Source organism: Aureimonas frigidaquae (genome assembly GCF_001463905.1).
GTDB lineage: Bacteria > Pseudomonadota > Alphaproteobacteria > Rhizobiales > Rhizobiaceae > Aureimonas > Aureimonas frigidaquae.
The window spans coordinates 270,615-291,640 of record NZ_BBWR01000003.1 but is presented as its reverse complement, the minus strand read 5'-3'; the positions used below and the strand labels follow the sequence as shown (position 1 = coordinate 291,640).

The window sequence follows — 21,026 nt, the reverse complement described above, 5'->3', positions numbered from 1 at the left end:
TACCCTCATGCGTTCGCGTCAGCCGACGTCGAACGTCACACCCTGCGCCAGGGGCAGCGAGCGGCCGTAATTGATCGTGTTGGTCGCGCGGCGCATATAGGCCTTCCAGGCGTCGGACCCCGATTCACGGCCGCCGCCGGTTTCCTTCTCGCCGCCGAAGGCGCCGCCGATCTCGGCTCCCGAGGGGCCGATATTGACGTTGGCGATCCCGCAATCGGAACCCGATGCCGACAGGAAGATCTCGGCCTCCCGCAGATCGTTCGTAAAGACCGACGAGGACAGACCCTGCGGCACGCCGTTCTGCAGATCGAGCACGGCCGCGAAATCGTGGTAGCGCACAACATAGAGGATGGGCGCGAAGGTTTCCTCCAGCATGGGGCCGGCCTGCTCGGGCATCTCCACCAGAGCGGGGCGGACATAGACGCCGCCCGTGCCGACCGGCACGCGCTCGCCGCCGCTGACCGTTCCGCCAAGCTTGCGCGACGCGTCGAGCGCGGCGTCCATGCGCTGGAGCGCGGCCTCGTCGATGAGCGGTCCGACCAGCGTGCCATCGGCCATCGGATCGCCGACCTTGACCGAGGCATAGGCCGACTTCAGCCGCGGCAGCAGCGCGTCGTAGACGCTGTCATGGACGAAGAGCCGGCGCAGCGTCGTGCAGCGTTGCCCCGCCGTTCCCATGGCGGCGAAGGCGACGCCGCGCAGCGTCAGGTCGAGATCGGCCGACGGGCAGACGATGGCCGCGTTGTTGCCGCCGAGTTCCAGGAGCGAGCGCCCGAAGCGCTGCGCCACGCGCGGACCGACGATGCGGCCCATGGCCGTCGAGCCGGTGGCCGAGACGAGGGGAACCTTGGGCGAATCGACCAGCACCTCGCCGATGGCGCGGCCGCCGATCAAAACGGCTGAGAGCCCGTCCGGCGCCTGGCCGCCGCCTTGGCGGAAGCGGGCCAGCGCCCGCTCGAACAGGCTTTGAGTAGCCAGGGCCGTCAGTGGCGTCTTCTCGGAAGGCTTCCAGACGGTCGCATTGCCGCAGACGAGCGCGAGCGCCGCGTTCCAGGACCAGACCGCCACGGGGAAGTTGAAGGCCGAGATGATGCCCGTCACGCCGAGCGGGTGCCAGCTTTCCATCATCCGGTGCTCGGCGCGTTCCGTGGCGATGGTCAGGCCGTAGAGCTGCCGCGACAGGCCGACCGCGAAGTCGCAGATGTCGATCATCTCCTGGACCTCGCCGAGGCCCTCGGAGGTCACCTTGCCGACCTCGATCGATACGAGCCGGCCGAGCGCGGCCTTGTGCGTGCGCAGTTCCTCGCCCAGGAGCCTGACAAGTTCGCCGCGGCGCGGGGCCGGCACGGAGCGCCATTCCAGGAACGCAGCATGCGCACGGTCCACGGCATGGGCGGCGTCGGCCACGCTGGTTTCCGCCAGCCTGGCGATGACGGTTCCGGTAACGGGCGAGCGGACGGCCAGCGTCCCCTCTGTCAGGCTTTGCGTCGGGTGGCCGAGCACTGCAAACAGGCCGGCGACGTCCTCGGCAAGGCTCTGTTCGGACATCATCGAAACCGGAACATTCATGGGTCTTTTCCTTTGGGTCAGATCTTGGAAGTCAGGTGCGCGATCTGGGCGCCATATTCGTAGAAGCCTTCGCGCAGCGCGCGGAAGCTCTGTGCCGTGGGCGGCGTCACGGGCAATGGCAGCTCCGATTCCGCGATCTCACCGGCGAGATGCCCGGCCATCAGCCGACCGAAGACGGTTCCGGGCGCGATTCCCCGGCCATTATAGCCGCTGACGGAGACGACGCCCTCGTCCAGTCTATGGAAGCGCGGCACCGCGTCGGCGGTCATGCCGATCATGCCATACCAGGCGCTGTCGAAGGCGATCTTTCCCATTATCGGGCCGAGTGTCGGGAACAGCCGCCGGAGCGTGGCGCGCGCCCAGCGCTCATGGATCGGGCGTCCGGCACCGCGCAAGGCGCCGACGCTCCCCAGGACCAGCCGGTTGGCGGCGTCGAAGCGGAAGGAGGTCAGGACATCCTTCGTATCCCAGCAGCCCTGCCCGCCGGGCAGGATCGTCTCCCGGACCGTGCCGGGCAGCGGCACGGTCGCGAAGTTGAAATAGGGAAGATGCACGAGCTCCTCGCGGAGCTGCGGCCAAAGCCCCTTCGTATAGGCATTGGTCGCGACCAGGATCCTGGCGGCCGTGACGGAGCCGCCGGGCGTCGACAGCGTCCAGGCGGCGCCGGAGCGGGTGACGGACCGCACGGGGCTGTCGGCATGCAGCCATGCGCCGGCCTCCTGAGCCGCGCGAGCGAGCCCGCGGGCATAGGCCAGGGGCTGGATGGTGCCGGCGCGCCTGTCCAGAAGCGCGGCGCGGTAGGCCGTGCTGCCGACGGCCCCCTGCGTGGCGCTGGCATCCAGAAGCTCCACCGGCGCGCCATGCGCCTGCCACTCGGTGGCCCGTTCGGACAGTTCGCGCGCCCCGTCCTCGCCCACGCCGCAATGGAGCGCGCCGTTGCGCACGGCCTCGCATGCCATGCCATGGCGCTCGACACGTGCGAAAACCTCGGAGGGGCCGTTGCCGAGGACGTGGAGAAGCCGTGGGCCGTAGAGCGGCCCGAGGAGATCCAGAAGCGCGGAGGGCCGCACCCACAGGCCGGCATTCACCAGTCCGACATTGCGCCCCGACCCGCCATAACCGATGGAGACCGCCTCCAGAAGCCGGACCGAAAGGCCGCGTTCGGCCAGTTCCAGGGCAGCGGACAGGCCCGTATAGCCGCCCCCCACAATGGCGATATCGGCCGTTTTCGCGCCGTCCAGCGCGGGGCATTCGACGGGTTTGGGCGCGGTTTGCGCCCACAGGCCATGAGTTGTGGGGTCCCGTTCCATTCCGCCGTCGTCCGCCGCATCCTTGACCTCGAGGATCACGGCTTGTCGCCTTGCGCGCAAGCACCAGGATAGCGATGATTGATCCGGGCGCCATTCCGCTGCGGAATGGGCGCCCGGATCTATGACGCTTTCTGTTACTCCGCCGGGACGGCGGGTGCATCCTGGCCGGGCAGGATCGCCGGGCGCGCATCCCCGCGCTCGTGGCCGCCGAGTACGGCATGGAGCCGGTCTGTATCGAGCTCGCCCTCCCAGCGCGCCACGACGAGCGTTGCCACCGCATTGCCGACGAGGTTGGTGAGCGCCCGGCATTCCGACATGAAGCGGTCGATGCCGAGGATCAGCGCCATGCCGGCCACCGGCACCGAAGGCACCACGGACAGGGTGGCCGCCAGGGTGATGAAGCCCGCGCCGGTGATGCCAGCCGCGCCCTTGGACGACAGCATGGCCACCAGGAGGAGGAGGATCTGGTCGGTCAGCGACAGGTCGATATTGGTGGCCTGGGCGATGAAGAGCGCCGCCAGCGTCATGTAGATGTTGGTGCCGTCGAGGTTGAAGGAATAGCCTGTCGGCACGACCAGCCCGACGACGGATTTGCGTGCGCCGGCATTTTCCATCTTTTCCATGAGGGTCGGCAGCGCCGCCTCGGAGGACGAGGTGCCGAGCACCAGCAGCAGTTCTTCCTTGATGTAGCGCAGGAGGGCGAAGATGGAGAAGCCGTTGTAGCGGCAGACCGCGCCCAGGACGATCACCACGAAGAGGATCGACGTCAGGTAGAAGGTGCCGACCAGCATGGCGAGGTTGGCCACCGAGCTGATCCCGTATTTGCCGATCGTGAAGGCCATGGCGCCGAAGGCGCCGATGGGCGCGGCCTTCATGAGGATCGCCACCAGGCGGAACATCGGCACAGACACGGCCTGGAGGAGGTCCAGCACCGGCTTGCCCTTTTCGCCGACCATGCCGAGCGCAATGCCGAACAGGACCGAAAAGAAGAGGACCTGGAGAATATCCCCGTCCGCGAAGGCGGAGACGACCGTCGTCGGAATGATGTTGGACAGGAAGCCGACAAGGCTCTGCTCATGCGCCTTGGTCGCATAATTGGCGACGGCCGCCGGGTCGAGCGAGGCCGGATCGATGTTCAGCCCGGCGCCCGGCCGCACGACATTGGCGACGATCAGCCCGACGATCAGCGCCAGGGTCGAGAAGGTCAGAAAGTAGATCATCGCCTTGCCCGCGACGCGGCCGACCTTCTTCAGATCGCTCATCCCGGCAATGCCCGTGACGATGGTCAGGAAGATGACCGGGGCGATGATCATCTTAACCAGCTTGATGAAGGCGTCGCCCAGAGGCTTCAGGCTTTCCCCGAAGGTCGGGTAGAAATGTCCGAGCGTGATGCCGAGCGCGATCGCCACAAGCACCTGTACGTAGAGCTGCGCGTAAATCGGCTTGCGGACCGGCTCCGTCGCGGCGGGTTGTGTCGCCATGGAAATGGCCATGATCATGATCCTCCCTGTGCCTGGGCATGGGCCAGTGTGGTCCGCGCCGTCCCGTCCCTTTGCGCAGGGTGCAAAGGGTTCGCTTCGGTGTATGGCAAGCCGCGTGCCATTCCGTCGGCGCAGGGCTCCCATGCCGCAAATGCAGGGCGGTTGAGCTGGTCCGGTCGGACCCTGATGATCCGGCCGTGCGAAAATCCGCTCGCCTTTCCAGTCAATTGTGCGATAATCCGCACATATGGTGACATTCGCTCAGCCGCGTGCCTGGCGGCGCTACCGCAACGCCGCGCTTCTGATCGCGCTGGTCGCCACGCTCGTTTACGGCGCCGGAGAGGCGGCGCGGCATGCCGCCATCGCCCGCCTGGACGAAGAAGCCCGGCAGGCGGCGCCTCTTGCCCTCGCCGTCCTGTCGTCGGAGATCGAAAAGCAGCGCAGCGTGCCGTTGATCCTGTCGCAGGACACGGCGATCCAGGCCCTCCTTCTCCAGCCGGAGGCGGAGGCGCTCGAAAGGGCGAACCGGCGGCTCGAGCAGCTTGCCGCAGAGACCCGGGCCAGCGTGATCTATGTCATCGACTCAGCGGGCAAGACGCTTGCCGCCAGCAATTACCGCGATGATCAAAGCTTTGTCGGCAGCAACTATGCGTTCCGCCCCTACTTCCTGCGTGCGCTTACCGAGGGCATCGCCGAACAATATGCGCTGGGCACGGTCAGCCAGCGGCCCGGCCTCTATCTGTCGCGCAGCGTGCGCTCCGCCGACGGCACGGTCATGGGCGTCATCGTGGCCAAGGTCGAGCTGACCGGGGTCGAAAGCGCCTGGGCGCGCAGCGGGCGGCCAACCTATGTCGAGGACGGGCGCGGCGTAGTGCTTGCAACCAGCGTGCCGGAATGGCGCTTCCGGGCCCTGGCCCCGCTATCCGAGGCAGAAGCCGAGCGGATCCGCGACAGCATCCAGTCGCCGCGGGCCGGCTTGCACCCCTTGAGTCTCGAGGCCCGATCCGACGGGCTCGTGCAGCTCCGCTCGGAGGATGCCGCCGGCCGCGGCGCGCTCTATGCCGAGGCTTTTCTGCCCGTCGATGCCGGACCGGCGGACTGGCGGCTGCATCTTCTGGTCCCCGCGCAAGGCCGGCTGGCGCAGGCGGCCTGGTACTGGCGCCTCGTCACGCTGCTCCTGGCCGTCCTGATCGGCGGGTTCGGCATCGTCGCGCGGCGGCGCCGGCGCTGGGCGCGCGAACGGCAGGCGGAACTGGCGCAGACGGCGGCCGAGCTGGAACGGCGCGTCGCCGAGCGAACGGCGGCCCTGTCGACGGCCAACCAGCGCCTCGAGGCCGAGATCGGCGAGCGCGAACGCGCGCAAACGCGCGTCCTGCGGCTGCGCGACGACCTGGCCCAGGCGAACCGGCTGGCATCGCTCGGCCAGATCACGGCCGGTGTCGCGCATGAGATCAACCAGCCGCTGTCGGCCATACGCACCTATTGCGAGAACGCCCTGGAATGGCTGACCCGGCGCGATCCGGACCGCGCCCGCGGCAATCTGCAGGAGGTGATCGGCCTGACCGACCGGATCGGAACCATCACCGGGACGCTCAGGGGCTTTGCCCGGCGGCAACAGGGGCCGTTGCGCGTCATGGACATTGCCGAGCCGCTCGACGGGGCGGTGATGATGCTGCGCAGCCGGATGAAGGAGGATAAGGTGACCCTCGTGCAGGAGCGTGGCCCCGGACCGGTCACCGTCCTGGCCGACAAGACACGGCTGGAACAGGTCTTCGTCAATCTCCTGCGCAATGCGCTGGACGCCACGGCGGGCCAGGCGGAGAGCCGGATCCGCATCCACGTCGAGAACCGCGCAGGACGGGTGATCGTGACCGTCGAGGATAACGGCCCCGGTTTTACGGCGGCGATACTGGAACGGCTGTTCCACCCCTTTTCCACCACGCGGGAAACCGGGCTCGGTCTCGGGCTCGTCATCAGCGCGGACATCATCCGGGACCTTGGCGGCGAACTGACCGCAGGCAACCGACCAGAGGGCGGCGCAAGGCTGGCGATCGACCTTCCGGAGCCCCGGCCATGAGCCCGGTCGCCACCCGGCGCGTCCTCTTCGTGGAGGATGACGACGCCCTGCGCAACGCCAATGCGCAGATGCTGGAACTGGCCGGCTACGAGCCCATCCCGGTGGCGGACGCGCGTGCGGCCCTCGATGTGGCGGGGCCGCAATTCGACGGCGTGGTCGTGACCGATATCCGCATGCCCGGCATGGACGGCCTCAAGCTGCATGCCACGCTCCGGGCGCGCGACGCCGACCTGCCGGTGATCCTGATCACCGGCCATGGCGATGTGGAGATGGCCGTCTCGGCCTTGCAGGACGGCGCCTACGACTTCATTCCCAAGCCTTTCGCGCGCGAGCGCATCCTGGCGAGCATCGCCCGCGCAGCGGAGAAGCGCGGGCTGGTCCTGGAAAACCGTCGCCTGCGTCACCTGGCCGAGTCGGCACAGGACGATCTGCCGCTGATCGGCCAGACACCCATCATGCAGGATCTGCGACGGACCCTGCAGCAGATCGCCCGAACCGATGTCGACGTTCTGATCGAAGGAGAGACCGGATCCGGCAAGGATGTGGTGGCGGGGCTCCTGCATCGCTGGAGCCACCGTGCCGCCCGGCCCTTCGTCGCCCTCAACTGCGGTGCGCTCCCCGAAAGCGTCATCGAAAGCGAATTGTTCGGCCATGAGCCCGGCGCCTTTACCGGCGCCCAGAAGAAGCGGGTTGGGCGTATCGAGCATTCGAGCGGCGGCACCCTGTTCCTGGACGAGATCGAATCCATGGCGCCGGCCTTGCAGGTCAAGTTCCTGCGCGTCCTCGAAACGCGCCGGATCGACCCGCTCGGAACCAATGAGAGCCGTGCCGTCGATCTGCGCGTGGTGGCCGCCGCCAAGGTCGACCTTGGCGATCCGCTGTCGCGCGGCAGCTTCCGGGAAGATCTGTACTACCGGCTCAACGTGGTGACGCTCCGCCTCCCGAGCCTGCGCGAGCGACGGGCCGATATTCCGCTTCTCTTCTCGCACTTCCTGGCATCGGCGGCGGCGCGCTACGGGCGGGATGTGCCAACGATGGACGCGGCGACATACGCCTACATGACGCAGCATGACTGGCCCGGCAATGTGCGCGAGCTGGTCCATTTTGCGGAACGCTGCGTTCTGGGCGTGGCTGGCCCGCAAGGTTTGGCGACGAGCCTGCCGAGCCTGCCCGAACAGGTCGATGCCTTCGAGCGGGACGCCATCCGTCAGGCTCTGAGGGCCAGCGGCGGCGACGTCCGCAGGACGATCGAGCGCCTGCAGATTCCGCGCAAGACCTTCTACGACAAGCTGCAAAGACACGGCATCAACCGGCGGGACTTCGATCCGGCATAATCGGCCGAAGCCTCCTCTTGCGACATTTCGGCGCGGCCTAAACCCAACCAAACGTTAAATTATAACTTCAACGTGAAAATGCTATATATCATAGGTTGTGGCTCCTCCTTGAACAACGTCGATCCCTGCCCCTATTTCCGGAAGCAACATCTTCCTCAGGTTTTATTAGCGCGTTTGTTTTTTAGGATCATTCCCATGTGCTTTGACCAATCCGGCATGGATGAGCTTGTTACCATGCTGCTGCGTTCCCGCGAAATGGCCGTCGATGATCGTCTGGACGCCGTCCTCCCGGCCCTCGATGCCGCCCTCTTCATCGCCGGACAGGAGATCGCGCGGCGACTGGCCGACCAGTCCGTTGGCTACGTTTCCAATTCGACGATCCTGAACTGACGCGATCGCACGCTTGCCAAAAGTCATACTATATGCACTCTAAAGCAGGACGGCCCGGCTACGTGGCCGCTTGGGAGGAGACAATAGGATGACGAAACTGAGGTTCCTGGCCGGCGCGGCATCGCTTGCGGCGCTTCTGGCCGGCACGGCGTCTGCTTCGGCATTGACGGTGGGCTTTTCGCAGATCGGTTCGGAATCCGGCTGGCGCGCGGCTGAAACGACCGTGACCCGGCAGGAGGCTGAAAAGCGCGGAATCGACCTGAAATTCGCCGATGCGCAGCAGAAGCAGGAAAACCAGATCAAGGCGGTCCGGGGCTTCATCGCCCAGGGGGTGGACGCCATTCTCATCGCGCCGGTCGTCGCCACGGGCTGGGACGCCGTCCTGGAAGAGGCCAAGGAAGCCGAAATCCCGGTCGTTCTGCTGGACCGTCAGATCGACGCGCCGGACGATCTGTACCTGACGGCCGTGACGTCGGACCAGGTCTATGAGGGCAAGGTCGCCGGCGACTGGCTGGTGAAGGATGTGGGCGATGCCTCCTGCAAGGTCGTCGAGCTTCAGGGCACGACGGGGTCCTCGCCGGCCATCAACCGCAAGAAGGGCTTCGAGGAAGCGATCGCCGGCCACGACAATATCTCCATCGTCCGCAGCCAGACCGGCGACTTCACCCGCGCCAAGGGCAAGGAAGTGATGGAAAGCTTCATCAAGGCCGAGGGCGGCGGCAAGGATATCTGCGCGGTCTATGCCCACAACGACGACATGGCCGTCGGCGCCATCCAGGCCATCAAGGAAGCCGGCCTGAAGCCGGGAACCGACATCCGCGTCGTGTCGATCGACGCGGTGCCGGATATCTTCATGGCCATGTCCAACGGAGAGGCGAACGCCACGGTCGAGCTGACGCCGAACATGGCCGGCCCTGCCTTCGAGGCCATCTCCGCCTATCTGGACAATGGCACCGAGCCCAAGAAGTGGATCCAGACGGAATCCAAGCTCTATACGGACAAGGACGATCCGAAGGCCGTCTACGAGGCCAAGAAGGATCTCGGCTACTGATCGCCGCGCGGCCGGCCTGACGGCCGGCCGTCTTCCTGACCGAAGCGGTGGCCTGCGGCGCGCCTGCGCCGCCGGCCGCCTTTCCCATGCCGGCGGACCCTTGCCATGACATCTGAACCAGCGCTCCTCGAGGCGCGCGGCATTGCCAAGTCATTCTTCGGCATCCGTGCCCTCGACAATGTCGACTTCACCCTGCGGCGCGGCGAGGTCCACGCCCTTCTGGGCGAGAACGGCGCCGGCAAGTCCACACTCGTCAAGATCCTGACCGGCGCCTACCGCCGCGATGCCGGCGACATCCGCGTCGAGGGCCGCAGCGCCGATCCGCGCAACACGCATGATGCCCAGAAGCTGGGCATCGGCACCGTCTATCAGGAGGTGAACCTCCTGCCCAATCTCACGGTCGCCGAGAACCTCTTTCTCGGCCGCCAGCCCAGGCGCTTCGGACTCGTGGACCATCGGCGCATGAACGCCGATGCCCGGCGGATCACCACGGGCTACGGGCTGGACATCGATGTCACGCAGCCGCTCCAGACGTTTTCCGTGGCCATTCGCCAGATCATCGCCATTGCCCGGGCCATCGACCTGTCCGGCAAGGTGCTGATCCTCGACGAGCCGACGGCCAGCCTCGACGCGGGCGAGGTGGAGATGATCTTCACCGTCATCCGCAAGCTGCGCGATGCCGGGGTCGGCATCGTCATCATCACCCACTTCCTGGACCAGGTCTTCGCCATTTGCGACCACGTCACGGTCCTGCGCAACGGCGCCCTGGCCGGCAGCCGGCCCATTGCGGGCCTCGACCGGATGGAGCTCATTTCCCTGATGCTCGGGCGGGCGCTCAAGGAAGAGGTCATCCATCGCGAGCCCGTGGAGGCCGGCGCCGATCGCAAGCCCGCCTTCCGCTTCGAAAATTACGGCCGGCGCGGTCGGATCGAACCCTTCGATCTTTCCCTCGCCGCAGGCGAGGTCGTCGGCATTGCGGGCCTCCTCGGCTCCGGGCGCACGGAGACGGCGCGGCTGCTCTTCGGCGCCGACCGCAAGGATAGCGGACGCGCCTTCATCGACGGACAGGAGGTGCAGATCACCGGGCCGGAAAGCGCCATCGCGGCGCGGATCGGCTTCTGCCCGGAAGAGCGCAAGACCGAGGGCATCGTCGAGGATCTGTCGGTGCGCGAGAACATCATCCTGGCCTTGCAGGCGCGGCGCGGCTGGGCGCGCCCCCTGTCCCGGCGGGAGCAGGCGCGCATCGCCGACCGGTTCATCAAGGCGCTCGATATCCGCCCGGCCGATCCGGAGCGGCCGATCAAGTTCCTGTCCGGGGGCAACCAGCAGAAGGCCGTGCTGGCGCGCTGGCTGGCGACCGAACCGCGCCTTCTGATCCTGGACGAGCCGACGCGCGGCATCGATGTCGGCGCCCATGCCGAAATCATCCGCCTGATCGACGCGCTGCGCAAGGACGGGCTTTCGCTCGTGGTCATTTCGTCCGAGCTGGAGGAACTGGTCGTCTATGCCGGGCGGGTCGTCGTGCTGGCGGACCGCCATCACGTGGCCGAACTGACCGGGCCGCAGGTCACGCCCGGCGGCATCATGGAAGCGATCGCCGCCCACGGCCACAGGGGAGCCGACGCCGCATGACACGCCTTGCCCGCCTTGCGCCGCAGATCGCCGCGCTCCTCATCATCCTCGGCGTCAATGCCACGCTGTCGCCCGGCTTCCTCGACATCACCTTCCAGAACGGGCGCTTCTACGGCAGCCTGATCGACATTCTCGTGCGGGGGGCGCCGGTCGGGCTTCTGGCCGTCGGCATGACGCTCGTCATCGCCAGCCGCGGCATCGACCTGTCGGTCGGCGCCGTCATGGCGATCAGCGGCGCCACGGCGGCCTCGCTGACCCTGTCGGGCACGCCCCTGCCCGTCACCATCCTGGCGGCGCTGGCCATCGGCATCCTGTGCGGCATCTGGAACGGGGTGCTCGTCGCCCTTCTGCGCATCCAGCCCATCGTGGCGACGCTCATCCTCATGGTGGCGGGGCGCGGCATCGCGCAGCTCATCACCGAAGGCGCCATCCTGACCTTCAACGATCCCGGCCTTTCCTTCCTGGGCTCCGGCGCCGTCTTCGGCGTGCCGATGCCGGTCCTCATCCTGGCGGCCGTGGCGCTGGCGGTCGGGCTGACGGTCCGGCGCACCGCACTCGGCCTGATGCTCGAAGCCATCGGCATCAACCGCGCGGCCAGCGCGCTGGCAGGCGTGCGGACCACCTTCCTTCTGATCGCCGTCTATGCCGTATCCGGGCTGACTGCGGCCATCGCCGGCCTGATCGTCACGGCCGATATTCGCGGGGCGGATGCGAACAATGCCGGCCTGTGGCTGGAGCTCGACGCCATCCTGGCCGTGGTGATCGGCGGCAACTCGCTTCTGGGTGGCCGCTTCTCGATGATCGCTTCGCTCATCGGGGCGATGATCATCCAGTCGATCAATACCGGCATCCTGATGTCGGGCTTTCCGCCGGAGTTCAACCTCGTGATCAAGGCCGGCATCATCATCGTCATCCTGGCGCTGCAGTCGCCCGCCCTCGGCACGCTGGCCGGCTGGGTTTCGCAGCGCCGCACCGTCAAGCCGCAGGAAAGGGCCGCGACACGATGATCGCCCGCCGCAACCTCCCCTTCGTGGCGACGGTCGTCGTCTTTTTAGTCGCCTACGGCCTGGCCATGCTGCAGTTTCCCAACATCCTGTCGACGCGGGTGGTGGCCAACCTCCTGACGGACAACGCCTTCCTCGGCATCGCCGCCGTCGGCATGACCTTCGTGATCCTGTCCGGCGGGATCGACCTGTCGATCGGCTCGGTCATCGCCTTCACCAGCGTCTTTCTGGCCGTGACCGTATCGGCCGGCCTTGATCCCATCCTCGCCGTCGTGCTGCTCCTGGTCATCACCGCCGGCTTCGGCGCCCTGATGGGTGCGACGATCCACTACCTGTCCATGCCGCCCTTCGTGGTGACGCTGGCCGGCATGTTCCTGGCGCGCGGCACGGCCTTCCTGATCTCGACCGATTCGGTGCCGCTGGCCGATCCCCTCCTGTCGGCCGTCTCCAACTTCTACATCCGCCTGCCGGGCGGCGGGCGGCTGACGGCCATCGCGCTCCTGATGCTCGCGGTCTTCGCGGTCGGGATCGTGCTGGCGCATCGCACGCGCTTCGGCGCCAATGTCTATGCGCTCGGGGGCAATCCGCAATCGGCCCAGCTCATGGGCGTGCCCGTCGCGCGGATGACCATCGCCATCTATGCCCTGTCGGGCTTCCTGGCGGGGCTGTCGGGCATCGTCTACACGCTCTACACCTCCGCCGGCTATTCGCTGGCGACGGTGGGCGTGGAGCTGGATGCCATCGCCGCCGTGGTCATCGGCGGCACGCTTCTGACGGGCGGGTCGGGCCTGGTCGCCGGCACCTTCGTGGGGCTGATGATCCAGGGCCTGATCCAAACCTACATCGTCTTCGACGGCACCTTGTCCTCCTGGTGGACCAAGATCGCCATCGGCTTCCTGCTCTTCGCCTTCATCGCCCTGCAGCGGCTTATTCTGTGGCGGAGTGAGCGCGCGCTCCAGTCGGCGCATTGACGGCATGGAACAGGCGCCCGCCCTCCGTCACGAAGACGATGAGGATGGCGAGCGCACCGAGCACCGCATAGCCGAGCACGACGGGGGTGGCCGTCCCGTCGTAATGCTGGCCGATGTAGAAGCCTAAGAGCGCGCCGCCCACCGTGGTCACGAAGCCCTGGAAGGACGCGGCCGTTCCGGCCACGGCGCCGACCGGATCCATGGCCATGGCGCTGAAATTCGACATGATCAGCCCGAAGCAGAACATCATCATGGACTGCAGCACCATGAAGGACAGGAGGGATTCGTGGCCGCTCAGGGCCACGGCCGCATGCAGGCAGGCGATCGCGGTAAAGGCGATGATGGCCGTGTGCGAGACGAGCCGCATGCCGAGCCGCTCGACGATCCGCGAATTGACGAAGGACGACAGGGCCATGAACAGCGCGATGGCCGCGAAGTAGAGCGGGAAGGACTGGCCCGTGTCGAACACCTCGACGAAAAGCTGCTGCGCCGAGTTGATGAAGCCGAACAGGCACCCCAGCACCGCCGCAGCCGCCAGCGTGTAGCCGAGGCAGGCACGGTTGGTCGCCACGATGCGAAAGGCGGCCACGACCGACGACAGGACGATGGGCGTTCGGCTTTCCGGCGGCAGGGTTTCGGGCAGGCGCAACCAGATCCACCCGGCCAGGAGAAAGCCGAACAGGCCGAGCGCCAGGAAAATCCACTCCCAGGGCGCCACCAGCACGATGGCCTGGCCGAAGCTCGGCGCGATCACCGGCACGGCGATGAACATGATGAAGGCGATCGACATGACCCGCGCCATGTGCCGGCCGGAATAGCAGTCCCGCACGATGGAGACGGCCAGGACCCGCGTGGCGGCCGAACCGACGCCCTGCAGCACGCGGGCCGCCAGCATCTGGTCGAGATTCGACGCCGCCGCCGCCGCCGTTCCGGCAAGGGCGTAGACGCCGAGCCCGAACAGGAGCACGCGCCGCCGCCCGTACCGGTCCGAGATCGGCCCATAGAAGATCTGGGCGACGCCGAAGCCCAAAAGGTAAGCGGTGATGATGAACTGCCGCTGGTTCTCCTGCGCGATCGACAGGGCCTCCGAGATCTGCGGCAGCGCCGGAAGCATGGCGTCGATCGCCAGCGCGTTGACCGCCATCAGGCAGGCGACGATGGCGACGAACTCGCGAAAACCCATTCCGGAATGCGGCGTGGCGGACGGCAGACGATCTGCCGTTTCCTGGTGACTGCTCATGGTCGATACCTTTTGCGCTCGCCTTCGAACTGGCCGACGGCGCGCGGAAGATCGCGCGCGGGGGCAAGGCGATGGCCCCTCTGTAATCGTAAGTCAGGCGAATGACCAGTCTTCCCCTGTTGCAACCCGACCGGCAAATTGACGCGCGGATGCGTTTCGGCTTTCCTCACCCTACACGCTGCGTTATGTGCCTTTGCGACTGGCAGGGACATGATTTGATGAAGTTCGAGGCAGAACAGGCCAAACCCTCGATTGCGCCGGCTTTGGCCGCCGTCGCAGCGCCACCGATCCCGACGGCGCAGGCCTGGCTGCGAGACTATGACGGTGCCTGCGGCCCGGCCGTGGATATGAGCCAGGCGGTTCCCGGCTATGCCCCGCCGGAAGCCTTCACGGATGCCTTCCGCGCCGCGACCGGTCACGCCGAGGATGCCCGCTACGGCGCGATCCTCGGCAACGATGCGCTGCGCTCGGCCTATGCCGGCCATGTCAGCGGCCTCTACGGATGCGCCATCGCGGCGCAGGACGTCGGCATCACGGCGGGCTGCAACCAGGCCTTCTTCGCATCGGTCATGTGCGTGGCCGGGTCCGGTGATTCCGTCCTGCTGCCGACCCCCTGGTACTTCAATCAGCAGATGACGCTGGCCATGCTGGGCATCGAGCCCGTACCGGTGCCCACCCTGCCGCAGGACGGCTTCCTGCCGAGCGTCGCAGCGGTGGAGGCGGCCATCACGCCGCGCACGCGCGCGCTCGTCCTCGTCACGCCCAACAATCCCACGGGTGCGATCTGTCCGCCCGAGCGGATCGCGGCGCTGTATGCGGTCTGTGCGGCACACGGCATCGTCCTTATCCTGGACGAGACCTATCGTGATTTCCTGGCGCCCGGCACGGGCGCGCCGCATGGCCTGTTCGAGCGCCCGGACTGGCGCGACGGGCTGATCGCCCTCTACTCCTTCTCCAAGGCCTATGCCATTCCCGGCCACCGCCTCGGCGCGATGATCGCCGGGCCGCGGGTGCTCGATGCCGCGGGCAAGGTTCTGGACTGCATCCAGATCTGCCCGAGCCGGCCGAGCCAGGCGGCGCTTGCGCCGTCCATCGAAAGCACGGCCGCCTGGCGCGCCGACAAGGCCGCCGATGTCCGCGCCCGGGCGGCGCTGTTCCGCGCGGCCATGGCGGCGGATGCGCCGGCCTGGCGGATCGAACAGGCGGGCGCCTATTTCGCCTATGTGCGCCACCCCTTCAGTGGGATGGATGCCGTCCGTGTCGCCCGCCATCTCGGCCGGCGCTACGGCCTGTTGACCCTGCCCGGAAGCTTCTTCGGCCCGGGGCAGGAGGATTACCTGCGGATCGCCTTCGCCAATGTGGATGCGGCGGGCATATCCGCTTTCGCGGCAAGGCTCGGCAGCGTCACGGCGCCGGAGCGCCTGAAGGAAACCGCATGACGACACGAAACGCCGATCTTCCATCCCTGCGCGCCCGCTTCGGCGGGGAGAACGAATCCGTCATTCACGATCCGCACTTCGCCGCCATGGCGGCGCAGGTGATCGACAAGAGCGGCACGCGGCTGGCGCCCTATGCCGGCTTCCCGACCCTTCTCGATGCCCCCTGGCGCGCGATCGACTGGACCCGGCCGGACCTGTCGGGCCTTGATGTGGCGCTTCTGGGCGTGCCGATGGATCTTGGCATCACCAACCGGAACGGCTGCCGTTTCGGGCCGCGGGCGCTGCGCGCCATCGAACGCATCGGGCCCTACAATCACGTGCTGCGCACCATGCCCACGCGGGAACTGGCCGTGGCCGATATCGGTGACGTGCCCTTCCGCTCGCGCTTCGACCTGGCCGGTTCGCACGAGGATATCGAGGCCACCGTGGCGCGGATCGTGGCAGCGGGCGTCGTGCCCCTGTCGGTGGGCGGGGATCATTCCATCACCCTGCCGATCCTGCGGGCCGTGGGGCGCGAGCGTCCGGTGGGGATGATCCATATCGACGCGCATTGCGATACGTCCGGCCCCTTCGACAATTGCCGCTTCCACCATGGCGGGCCGTTCCGGCAGGCCGTGCTGGACGGCGTCCTCGACCCGGCCCGCACCATCCAGATCGGCATTCGGGGCGCCTCGGAATATTTGTGGGAATTCTCCTATGCATCCGGCATGACGGTGATCCACGCCGAGGAGGTGACGGGGCTCGGCATCGAGGCCATCGTGGAGCGCGCCCGCGCGGTGGTGGGCGATGGCCCCACCTACCTGTCCTTCGACATCGACAGCCTTGACCCTGCCTTTGCGCCGGGCACCGGAACGCCCGAGATCGGCGGCCTGACGACGCGTGAGGCGCAGGCCCTCTTACGCGGGCTCAAGGGCCTTTCCATCGTCGGCGGCGATGTCGTGGAGGTCGCGCCGCAATACGACGCGACGACGAACACCGCCCATGCCGGCGCGCAGATGCTGTTCGAAATCCTGAGCCTCCTGCCCTTCACACCCGACCTTGCCGACCGGCACAGCGAAAGGAGATCCGCTTGACCCATCCCTTCACCCCGACACGGCGCACCGTCCTGGCCGGCGCGGCCGTCATGGGCGCGTCGCTCGCCATGCCCACCGTCCTGCGGGCGCAGGAGCGCTCGCTGAAGGTCGGCGTCTATGGCGGTTACTTCAAGGACAGCTTCGACAAGCACGTCTTTCCGGCGTTCACGCAGGCGTCCGGTATCGCCGTGGAATCCATCGCCGAGCCGACGGGCGAGGCGTGGCTCGTCCAGTTGCAGCAGGCGGCACGGGCCGGCATGGCCCCGGCCGACGTGTCGATGATGTCGCAGACGGCGCTGCGCAAGGGCATCGCCAGCCAGTTGTGGACGCCGATCGATTCGGCCCGCATCGCGCATTTCAACGATATCCTGCCGCCCTTCGTCGCCCGGTACCCGGACGATGGCGTGGCCGGCGTCGGCGCCGTGGCCTGGTACATCACGCTCGTCTCCAACACCGACGCCTACCCGCAGGCACCGGATAGCTGGGCCTTCCTGTGGGATCCGTCCAATGCCGACAAGCTCGGCCTCCTGGCCCTGGCGTCCAACTCCTTCCTGCTGGAAGTGACGGCCAAGACCTTCTTCGGCGGCACGCAGAAGCTGGATACGGAAGAGGGCATCCTGGAGATCATGGACAAGCTGGCAGAGCTCAAGCCCAACGTCCAGCTCTGGTACCGCGACGAAGCCCAGTTCGAGCAGGCCCTGAAATCGGGCGAGGTTCCGATGGGCCAGTATTATCACGACGTGACGGGCCTGGCCGCCAAGGACGGGTTCCCCGTCCGCTCGACCTTCCCCAAGGAAGGCGGCATTTCGGATGCCGGCTCCTGGGCGATCTCGTCCGCCTCCGACAAGGCCGACGAGGCCCATGAGTTCATCGCCTTCACCAGCCAGCCGGAAATCCAGGCGCTGATGGCCCGCCAGATCGGCACCGCGCCGACCGTGCGGCGCGATCTCCTGGACCTGACCGACGCGGAGTTCAACGCGGTCTCCTCGACCATCGACCCGATCGTCCCGCGCTACGACCTCTATGTCGACAAGGCCGACTGGATAAACCAGAAGTGGACCGAGCTGATCGTAAGCTGATGAGCGGGCTCAGCATTACCCATCTGTCGCGGCGGTTCGATACGGTGACCGCTGTCGACGATGTCAATCTGGAGGTCGAGCCCGGCAGCTTCGTCTGCCTGCTCGGCCCGTCCGGCTGCGGCAAGACAACCCTCCTGCGCATGATCGCGGGCCTGGAAACGCCGTCCGAAGGCTCCATCCGCTTCGACGGGCAGGATCTGACGGGCCTGCCCGTCCATCGCCGCGACATCGGGATGGTGTTCCAGTCGCTGGCGCTGTTCCCGCATCTGTCGGTGGGAGACAACATCGCCTATCCGCTTGCAATTCGTGGCGTCGGGCGGGCGGATCGCGACCGGCGCGTCGAGGAACTCCTGGATATGGTACGGCTTCCCGGCGTCGCGGGGCGGGCCATCACCCAACTGTCCGGCGGCCAGCGCCAGCGCGTCGCCATTGCGCGCGCGCTTGCCGTGTCGCCCCGGCTCTTCCTCCTGGACGAGCCGCTCAGCGCCCTCGACGCCAAGCTGCGTGAGGCCATGCAGGTGGAGCTGCGGCAATTGCAGCAGCGGCTCGGGATCACGACCATCGTGGTGACGCACGACCAGCGGGAGGCCATGACCATGGCCGACCGGATCGTGGTCATGCAGGCCGGGCGCATCCAGCAGGCCGCCCCGCCGGTGGACGTCTATCGCCGGCCCGCCACGCCCTTCGTGGCCGACTTCATCGGGCAGACGAACCTTATCGAGGTGACGCTGCGCGACGGCGTGCCCCATCTCCTCGGCCAGCCCTGCGGCGAGCACCGGCCCGGCACCGCATCGGTGCGGCCGGAAGACGTCATCGTCCAGCCGGCCGGCACGGCCCCGATCCAGGCCGAGGTCGTCTTCGTGCGCGATATCGGCTCCAGCGTCGAGCTGCACCTGACGGTCGGCGCGGAGCGGCTGGTGGCGCTGGCCCCGGCCGGCCTGCACCCGGCAGTGGGCGACAGCGTCGCGGTTTCGGTGCGGGCGGAGGCGGTGACCTACTTCCCCGCCAAACTGGCCTTTGGGGCGCCGGCATGACCGCGCTGACCCGAGCGCGGTGGCGGGACAACCTCCCTTTGGCCTTCCCGGCGGCCATGCTGGGGGCCTTTTTTGTCGTCCCCTTCGCCATCATGATCTCGGTGTCGCTTTTCCAGCGAACGCCGGGCGGCTTCTTCGAGCCGACGCTGACGCTCGAAAATTACGCCCGCTTCTTCACGCTCTTCTTCGGGCGCATCCTCGGCTTCTCGCTGGGCCTGTCGGCGCTGGTGGCCGCCCTGTGCATCCTGGTGGCCGTGCCCTTCACCCGCGTGCTGACGCAGATGCCCCGCCGCGCGCAGATTCCCTGGCTGGTTGCGCTCCTGGCGGTCCTGTCCCTGTCGGAGGTCATCATCGGCTTTGCCTGGTCCACCCTTCTGTCGCGTACGGCCGGCATCGGCAATCTCGTGGCGGCGCTGGGCCTTTCCGACGGGCCGGCAGCCTATGCGCCGAGCTTTACGGCCGTGGTCCTGGGCATGACCTACCAGGCCTTTCCCTATGCGGTGCTGGTGCTCTATCCCGCCTTCTCCCGCCTCGACCCATCGCTGGCCGAAGCGGCGCGCACCATGGGCGCCACCCCCATGCGCGCCTTTGCGACGGTGATCCTGCCGGCGCTGCGGCCGGCCATCGTGGCGACCTTCATCCTGATCTTCGTCTTTGCGCTGGGCAGCTATCTCCTGCCGCAACTGCTCGGGCGTCCGCAGCACTGGACCCTGTCGGTCTTCATCACCGACCAGGCGATCTACCAGTCCAACATGCCCTTCGCGGCCGCGATGGCGGTCTTCCTGGTCGTCACCAGCATCGCTCTCGTCGCCCTGACGGCCGCCATCGGCCGCGGCGGGAGGGCACGGGCATGAGCGTCTGGCCAAGACGCGCCCTTCTGGCGGCGGTCGGACTGTTCATGGCGGCGCCGATCTTCGTCATCGCGGGCGTGTCGATCAACGAAAAGCGCGCTTTGACCTTTCCGCCGCAGGGTTTCTCGCTCGGCTGGTATGGGGAGATTTTCACCGATGCCGGCTGGCGCAACGCGCTTCTGGCATCGGTGACGGTGGCGGCCTTGGCCGCCTTGCTCAGCCTCCTGATCGCCCTTCCCATCGCCTACGCCCTGTGGCGCCGCACGACGCGGCTCGGCCGGCTGGTGCAGCTCCTGGGCGTATCGCCCTTCGTCCTGCCGCCGGTCATCACGGCGCTCGGCGCCCTGTCCTTCTGGATCACCACCGGCCTTTACGGGCAGCACGTGACCGTCGTCATCAGCCACGCGATCTTCTTCACCTCCCTGCCGCTGGTGACGCTGACCCTCGGCTTTTCGACGATCGAAACGGAAATGGTCGAGGCCGCGCGCTCGATGGGCGCCAATGAGGCGACGGTGCTGAGGACGATCGTCCTGCCGATGATCGCCCCCTACATGATCTCCGGCTTCGCCTTCGCCTTCGTCCTTTCGCTCAACGAATATATCGTCGCCTACATGACGGTCGGCTTTACGCTGGAGACGATCCCGATCAAGATCTTCAATGCGCTGCGCTACGGCTACACGCCGGTCATGGCGAGCGTGACGGTCTTCTTCGTGCTGATCGCAGTGCTCGTCTTCGGGGCGATCGCCCGGTTCGGCAACCTGCCCCGTCTCCTCGGCGCCTGGAGTGATGGCGACTGAGCACAACCCTGCCTTGAAATCTTCGTCATTGCACGCTTCAAGCGCGCGTGAAGGACGCATGACATTGCAAGGCTGGACATGACTCGGCTCAAAATGACGCGGGGGCACTGATGGGCTCTCCGCTTCTTGTGCTTGCGCTGAACGTGATCGCGGCGCTGGCTGTCGCGGCCGTCCTGTCGCTGACCGTCAAGACCCTGGCGCGGACGGTGCCGGGCTTCGCCTGGCTCAAGGCCACCCGGGAGATCTCCCGGGTCGGCACGCTGGTGGAACAGCTCCGCGACCGCGACCCCACGCGCATGATGATGGCGATGATCGTTCGCCAGTTCTCGATCTACCTCATCCTGTCGCTTGTCATGGTGGCGGCGATCGTCGCCTGCCTGGCGACCCGCGGCAGCCATTTCGACGAGTGGTTTCCGGTGGCAGTCGCGGTGATCGGCCTTCTCTTCCAGAAGACGCACGAGGATTACACCCGCGCCTCGGAGCTCTTGCAGCACCGCAACCCGGGGATCGACGTCGTCGCCGCGCGCGTGCGCACCTTCTACCTTGCGATGAACGACGAGCAGCGCACCGCGCTGGACGCGCAGCTCGACCAGTTGAGCGAAGACTTCGACACGCTGGGCCAGGCCTGTCAGCGCCGCGTGCCGGCGGCTCCGCCGCACGACACGCAGGCAGAATCGGCGCCGGCCTGACGACG

At 67.2% G+C, this 21,026-nt stretch carries 18 protein-coding genes; 14 read left to right on the top strand and 4 right to left on the bottom strand.

Annotated features, from left to right (window positions below):
* Positions 1–18: 18 nt before the first annotated feature.
* From amaB to AUL30_RS05040, 3 genes are all read right to left on the bottom strand, one after another.
* Positions 19–1,548, bottom strand: coding sequence for an L-piperidine-6-carboxylate dehydrogenase (gene amaB, locus AUL30_RS05050; protein WP_083507686.1), 1,530 nt, complete (start codon positions 1,546–1,548; stop codon positions 19–21).
* A gap of 38 nt (positions 1,549–1,586) precedes the next feature.
* Complete coding sequence (locus tag AUL30_RS05045) at positions 1,587–2,879, bottom strand: NAD(P)/FAD-dependent oxidoreductase (RefSeq protein WP_062226849.1); 1,293 nt, start codon at positions 2,877–2,879, stop codon at positions 1,587–1,589.
* 134 nt (positions 2,880–3,013) lie between these two features.
* Entirely contained in the window at positions 3,014–4,360 is a 1,347-nt protein-coding gene (locus tag AUL30_RS05040; RefSeq protein WP_062226848.1) for a dicarboxylate/amino acid:cation symporter, read from the bottom strand.
* 247 nt (positions 4,361–4,607) lie between these two features.
* Between AUL30_RS05040 and AUL30_RS05035 the strand changes: the two genes are divergently transcribed.
* The 7 genes from AUL30_RS05035 (at position 4,608) to yjfF (ending at position 12,819) form a co-directional block, all read left to right on the top strand.
* Positions 4,608–6,437: a sensor histidine kinase gene (locus tag AUL30_RS05035; protein WP_062226752.1), complete on the top strand. Its 1,830-nt coding sequence runs from the start codon at positions 4,608–4,610 to the stop codon at positions 6,435–6,437.
* On the top strand, positions 6,434–7,771 hold the full coding sequence (locus AUL30_RS05030) for a sigma-54-dependent transcriptional regulator (RefSeq protein WP_062226751.1): 1,338 nt from the start codon (positions 6,434–6,436) through the stop codon (positions 7,769–7,771). Before AUL30_RS05035 ends, AUL30_RS05030 begins: the two co-directional genes overlap by 4 nt.
* 108 nt (positions 7,772–7,879) lie before the next feature.
* Positions 7,880–8,161, top strand: a complete 282-nt coding sequence (locus tag AUL30_RS05025) for a hypothetical protein (RefSeq protein ID WP_157069903.1) — start codon at positions 7,880–7,882, stop codon at positions 8,159–8,161.
* A gap of 88 nt (positions 8,162–8,249) precedes the next feature.
* Positions 8,250–9,212: a galactofuranose ABC transporter, galactofuranose-binding protein YtfQ gene (gene ytfQ / locus AUL30_RS05020; RefSeq protein WP_062226749.1), complete on the top strand. Its 963-nt coding sequence runs from the start codon at positions 8,250–8,252 to the stop codon at positions 9,210–9,212.
* 105 nt (positions 9,213–9,317) lie between these two features.
* Positions 9,318–10,844, top strand: a complete 1,527-nt coding sequence (locus AUL30_RS05015) for a sugar ABC transporter ATP-binding protein (protein ID WP_062226748.1) — start codon at positions 9,318–9,320, stop codon at positions 10,842–10,844.
* Complete coding sequence (locus tag AUL30_RS05010) at positions 10,841–11,851, top strand: ABC transporter permease (protein WP_062226747.1); 1,011 nt, start codon at positions 10,841–10,843, stop codon at positions 11,849–11,851. The genes AUL30_RS05015 and AUL30_RS05010 overlap by 4 nt, the downstream gene beginning before the upstream one ends.
* Positions 11,848–12,819, top strand: a complete 972-nt coding sequence (yjfF, locus tag AUL30_RS05005) for a galactofuranose ABC transporter, permease protein YjfF (RefSeq protein ID WP_062226746.1) — start codon at positions 11,848–11,850, stop codon at positions 12,817–12,819. The genes AUL30_RS05010 and yjfF overlap by 4 nt, the downstream gene beginning before the upstream one ends.
* Here the strand turns inward: yjfF and AUL30_RS05000 are convergent.
* Entirely contained in the window at positions 12,776–14,059 is a 1,284-nt protein-coding gene (locus AUL30_RS05000) for a multidrug effflux MFS transporter (protein WP_157069902.1), read from the bottom strand. The genes yjfF and AUL30_RS05000 overlap by 44 nt on opposite strands.
* A 218-nt stretch (positions 14,060–14,277) precedes the next feature.
* Here AUL30_RS05000 and AUL30_RS04995 point away from each other — a divergent pair, with 218 nt between their 5' ends.
* The 7 genes from AUL30_RS04995 to AUL30_RS04965 all read left to right on the top strand — a co-directional run bounded on the left by AUL30_RS04995 (position 14,278) and on the right by AUL30_RS04965 (position 21,021).
* Positions 14,278–15,498: an aminotransferase gene (locus tag AUL30_RS04995; RefSeq protein ID WP_062226745.1), complete on the top strand. Its 1,221-nt coding sequence runs from the start codon at positions 14,278–14,280 to the stop codon at positions 15,496–15,498.
* Positions 15,495–16,571 carry an agmatinase gene (speB, locus tag AUL30_RS04990; protein WP_062226744.1) on the top strand — a complete coding sequence of 359 codons (1,077 nt, stop codon included), beginning with the start codon at positions 15,495–15,497 and terminating at the stop codon, positions 16,569–16,571. Before AUL30_RS04995 ends, speB begins: the two co-directional genes overlap by 4 nt.
* Before the next feature lie 50 nt (positions 16,572–16,621).
* Positions 16,622–17,650, top strand: coding sequence for an ABC transporter substrate-binding protein (locus AUL30_RS04985; protein ID WP_062226846.1), 1,029 nt, complete (start codon positions 16,622–16,624; stop codon positions 17,648–17,650).
* The gene (locus AUL30_RS04980) at positions 17,650–18,684 is read left to right on the top strand and encodes an ABC transporter ATP-binding protein (RefSeq protein ID WP_062226743.1); all 1,035 of its coding nucleotides are present in this window, start codon (positions 17,650–17,652) and stop codon (positions 18,682–18,684) included. Before AUL30_RS04985 ends, AUL30_RS04980 begins: the two co-directional genes overlap by 1 nt.
* Entirely contained in the window at positions 18,681–19,538 is an 858-nt protein-coding gene (locus tag AUL30_RS04975; protein WP_062226742.1) for an ABC transporter permease, read from the top strand. Before AUL30_RS04980 ends, AUL30_RS04975 begins: the two co-directional genes overlap by 4 nt.
* On the top strand, positions 19,535–20,332 hold the full coding sequence (locus tag AUL30_RS04970) for an ABC transporter permease (RefSeq protein ID WP_062226741.1): 798 nt from the start codon (positions 19,535–19,537) through the stop codon (positions 20,330–20,332). Before AUL30_RS04975 ends, AUL30_RS04970 begins: the two co-directional genes overlap by 4 nt.
* 110 nt (positions 20,333–20,442) lie before the next feature.
* Positions 20,443–21,021, top strand: coding sequence for a hypothetical protein (locus AUL30_RS04965; protein ID WP_062226740.1), 579 nt, complete (start codon positions 20,443–20,445; stop codon positions 21,019–21,021).
* Positions 21,022–21,026: the final 5 nt, after the last annotated feature.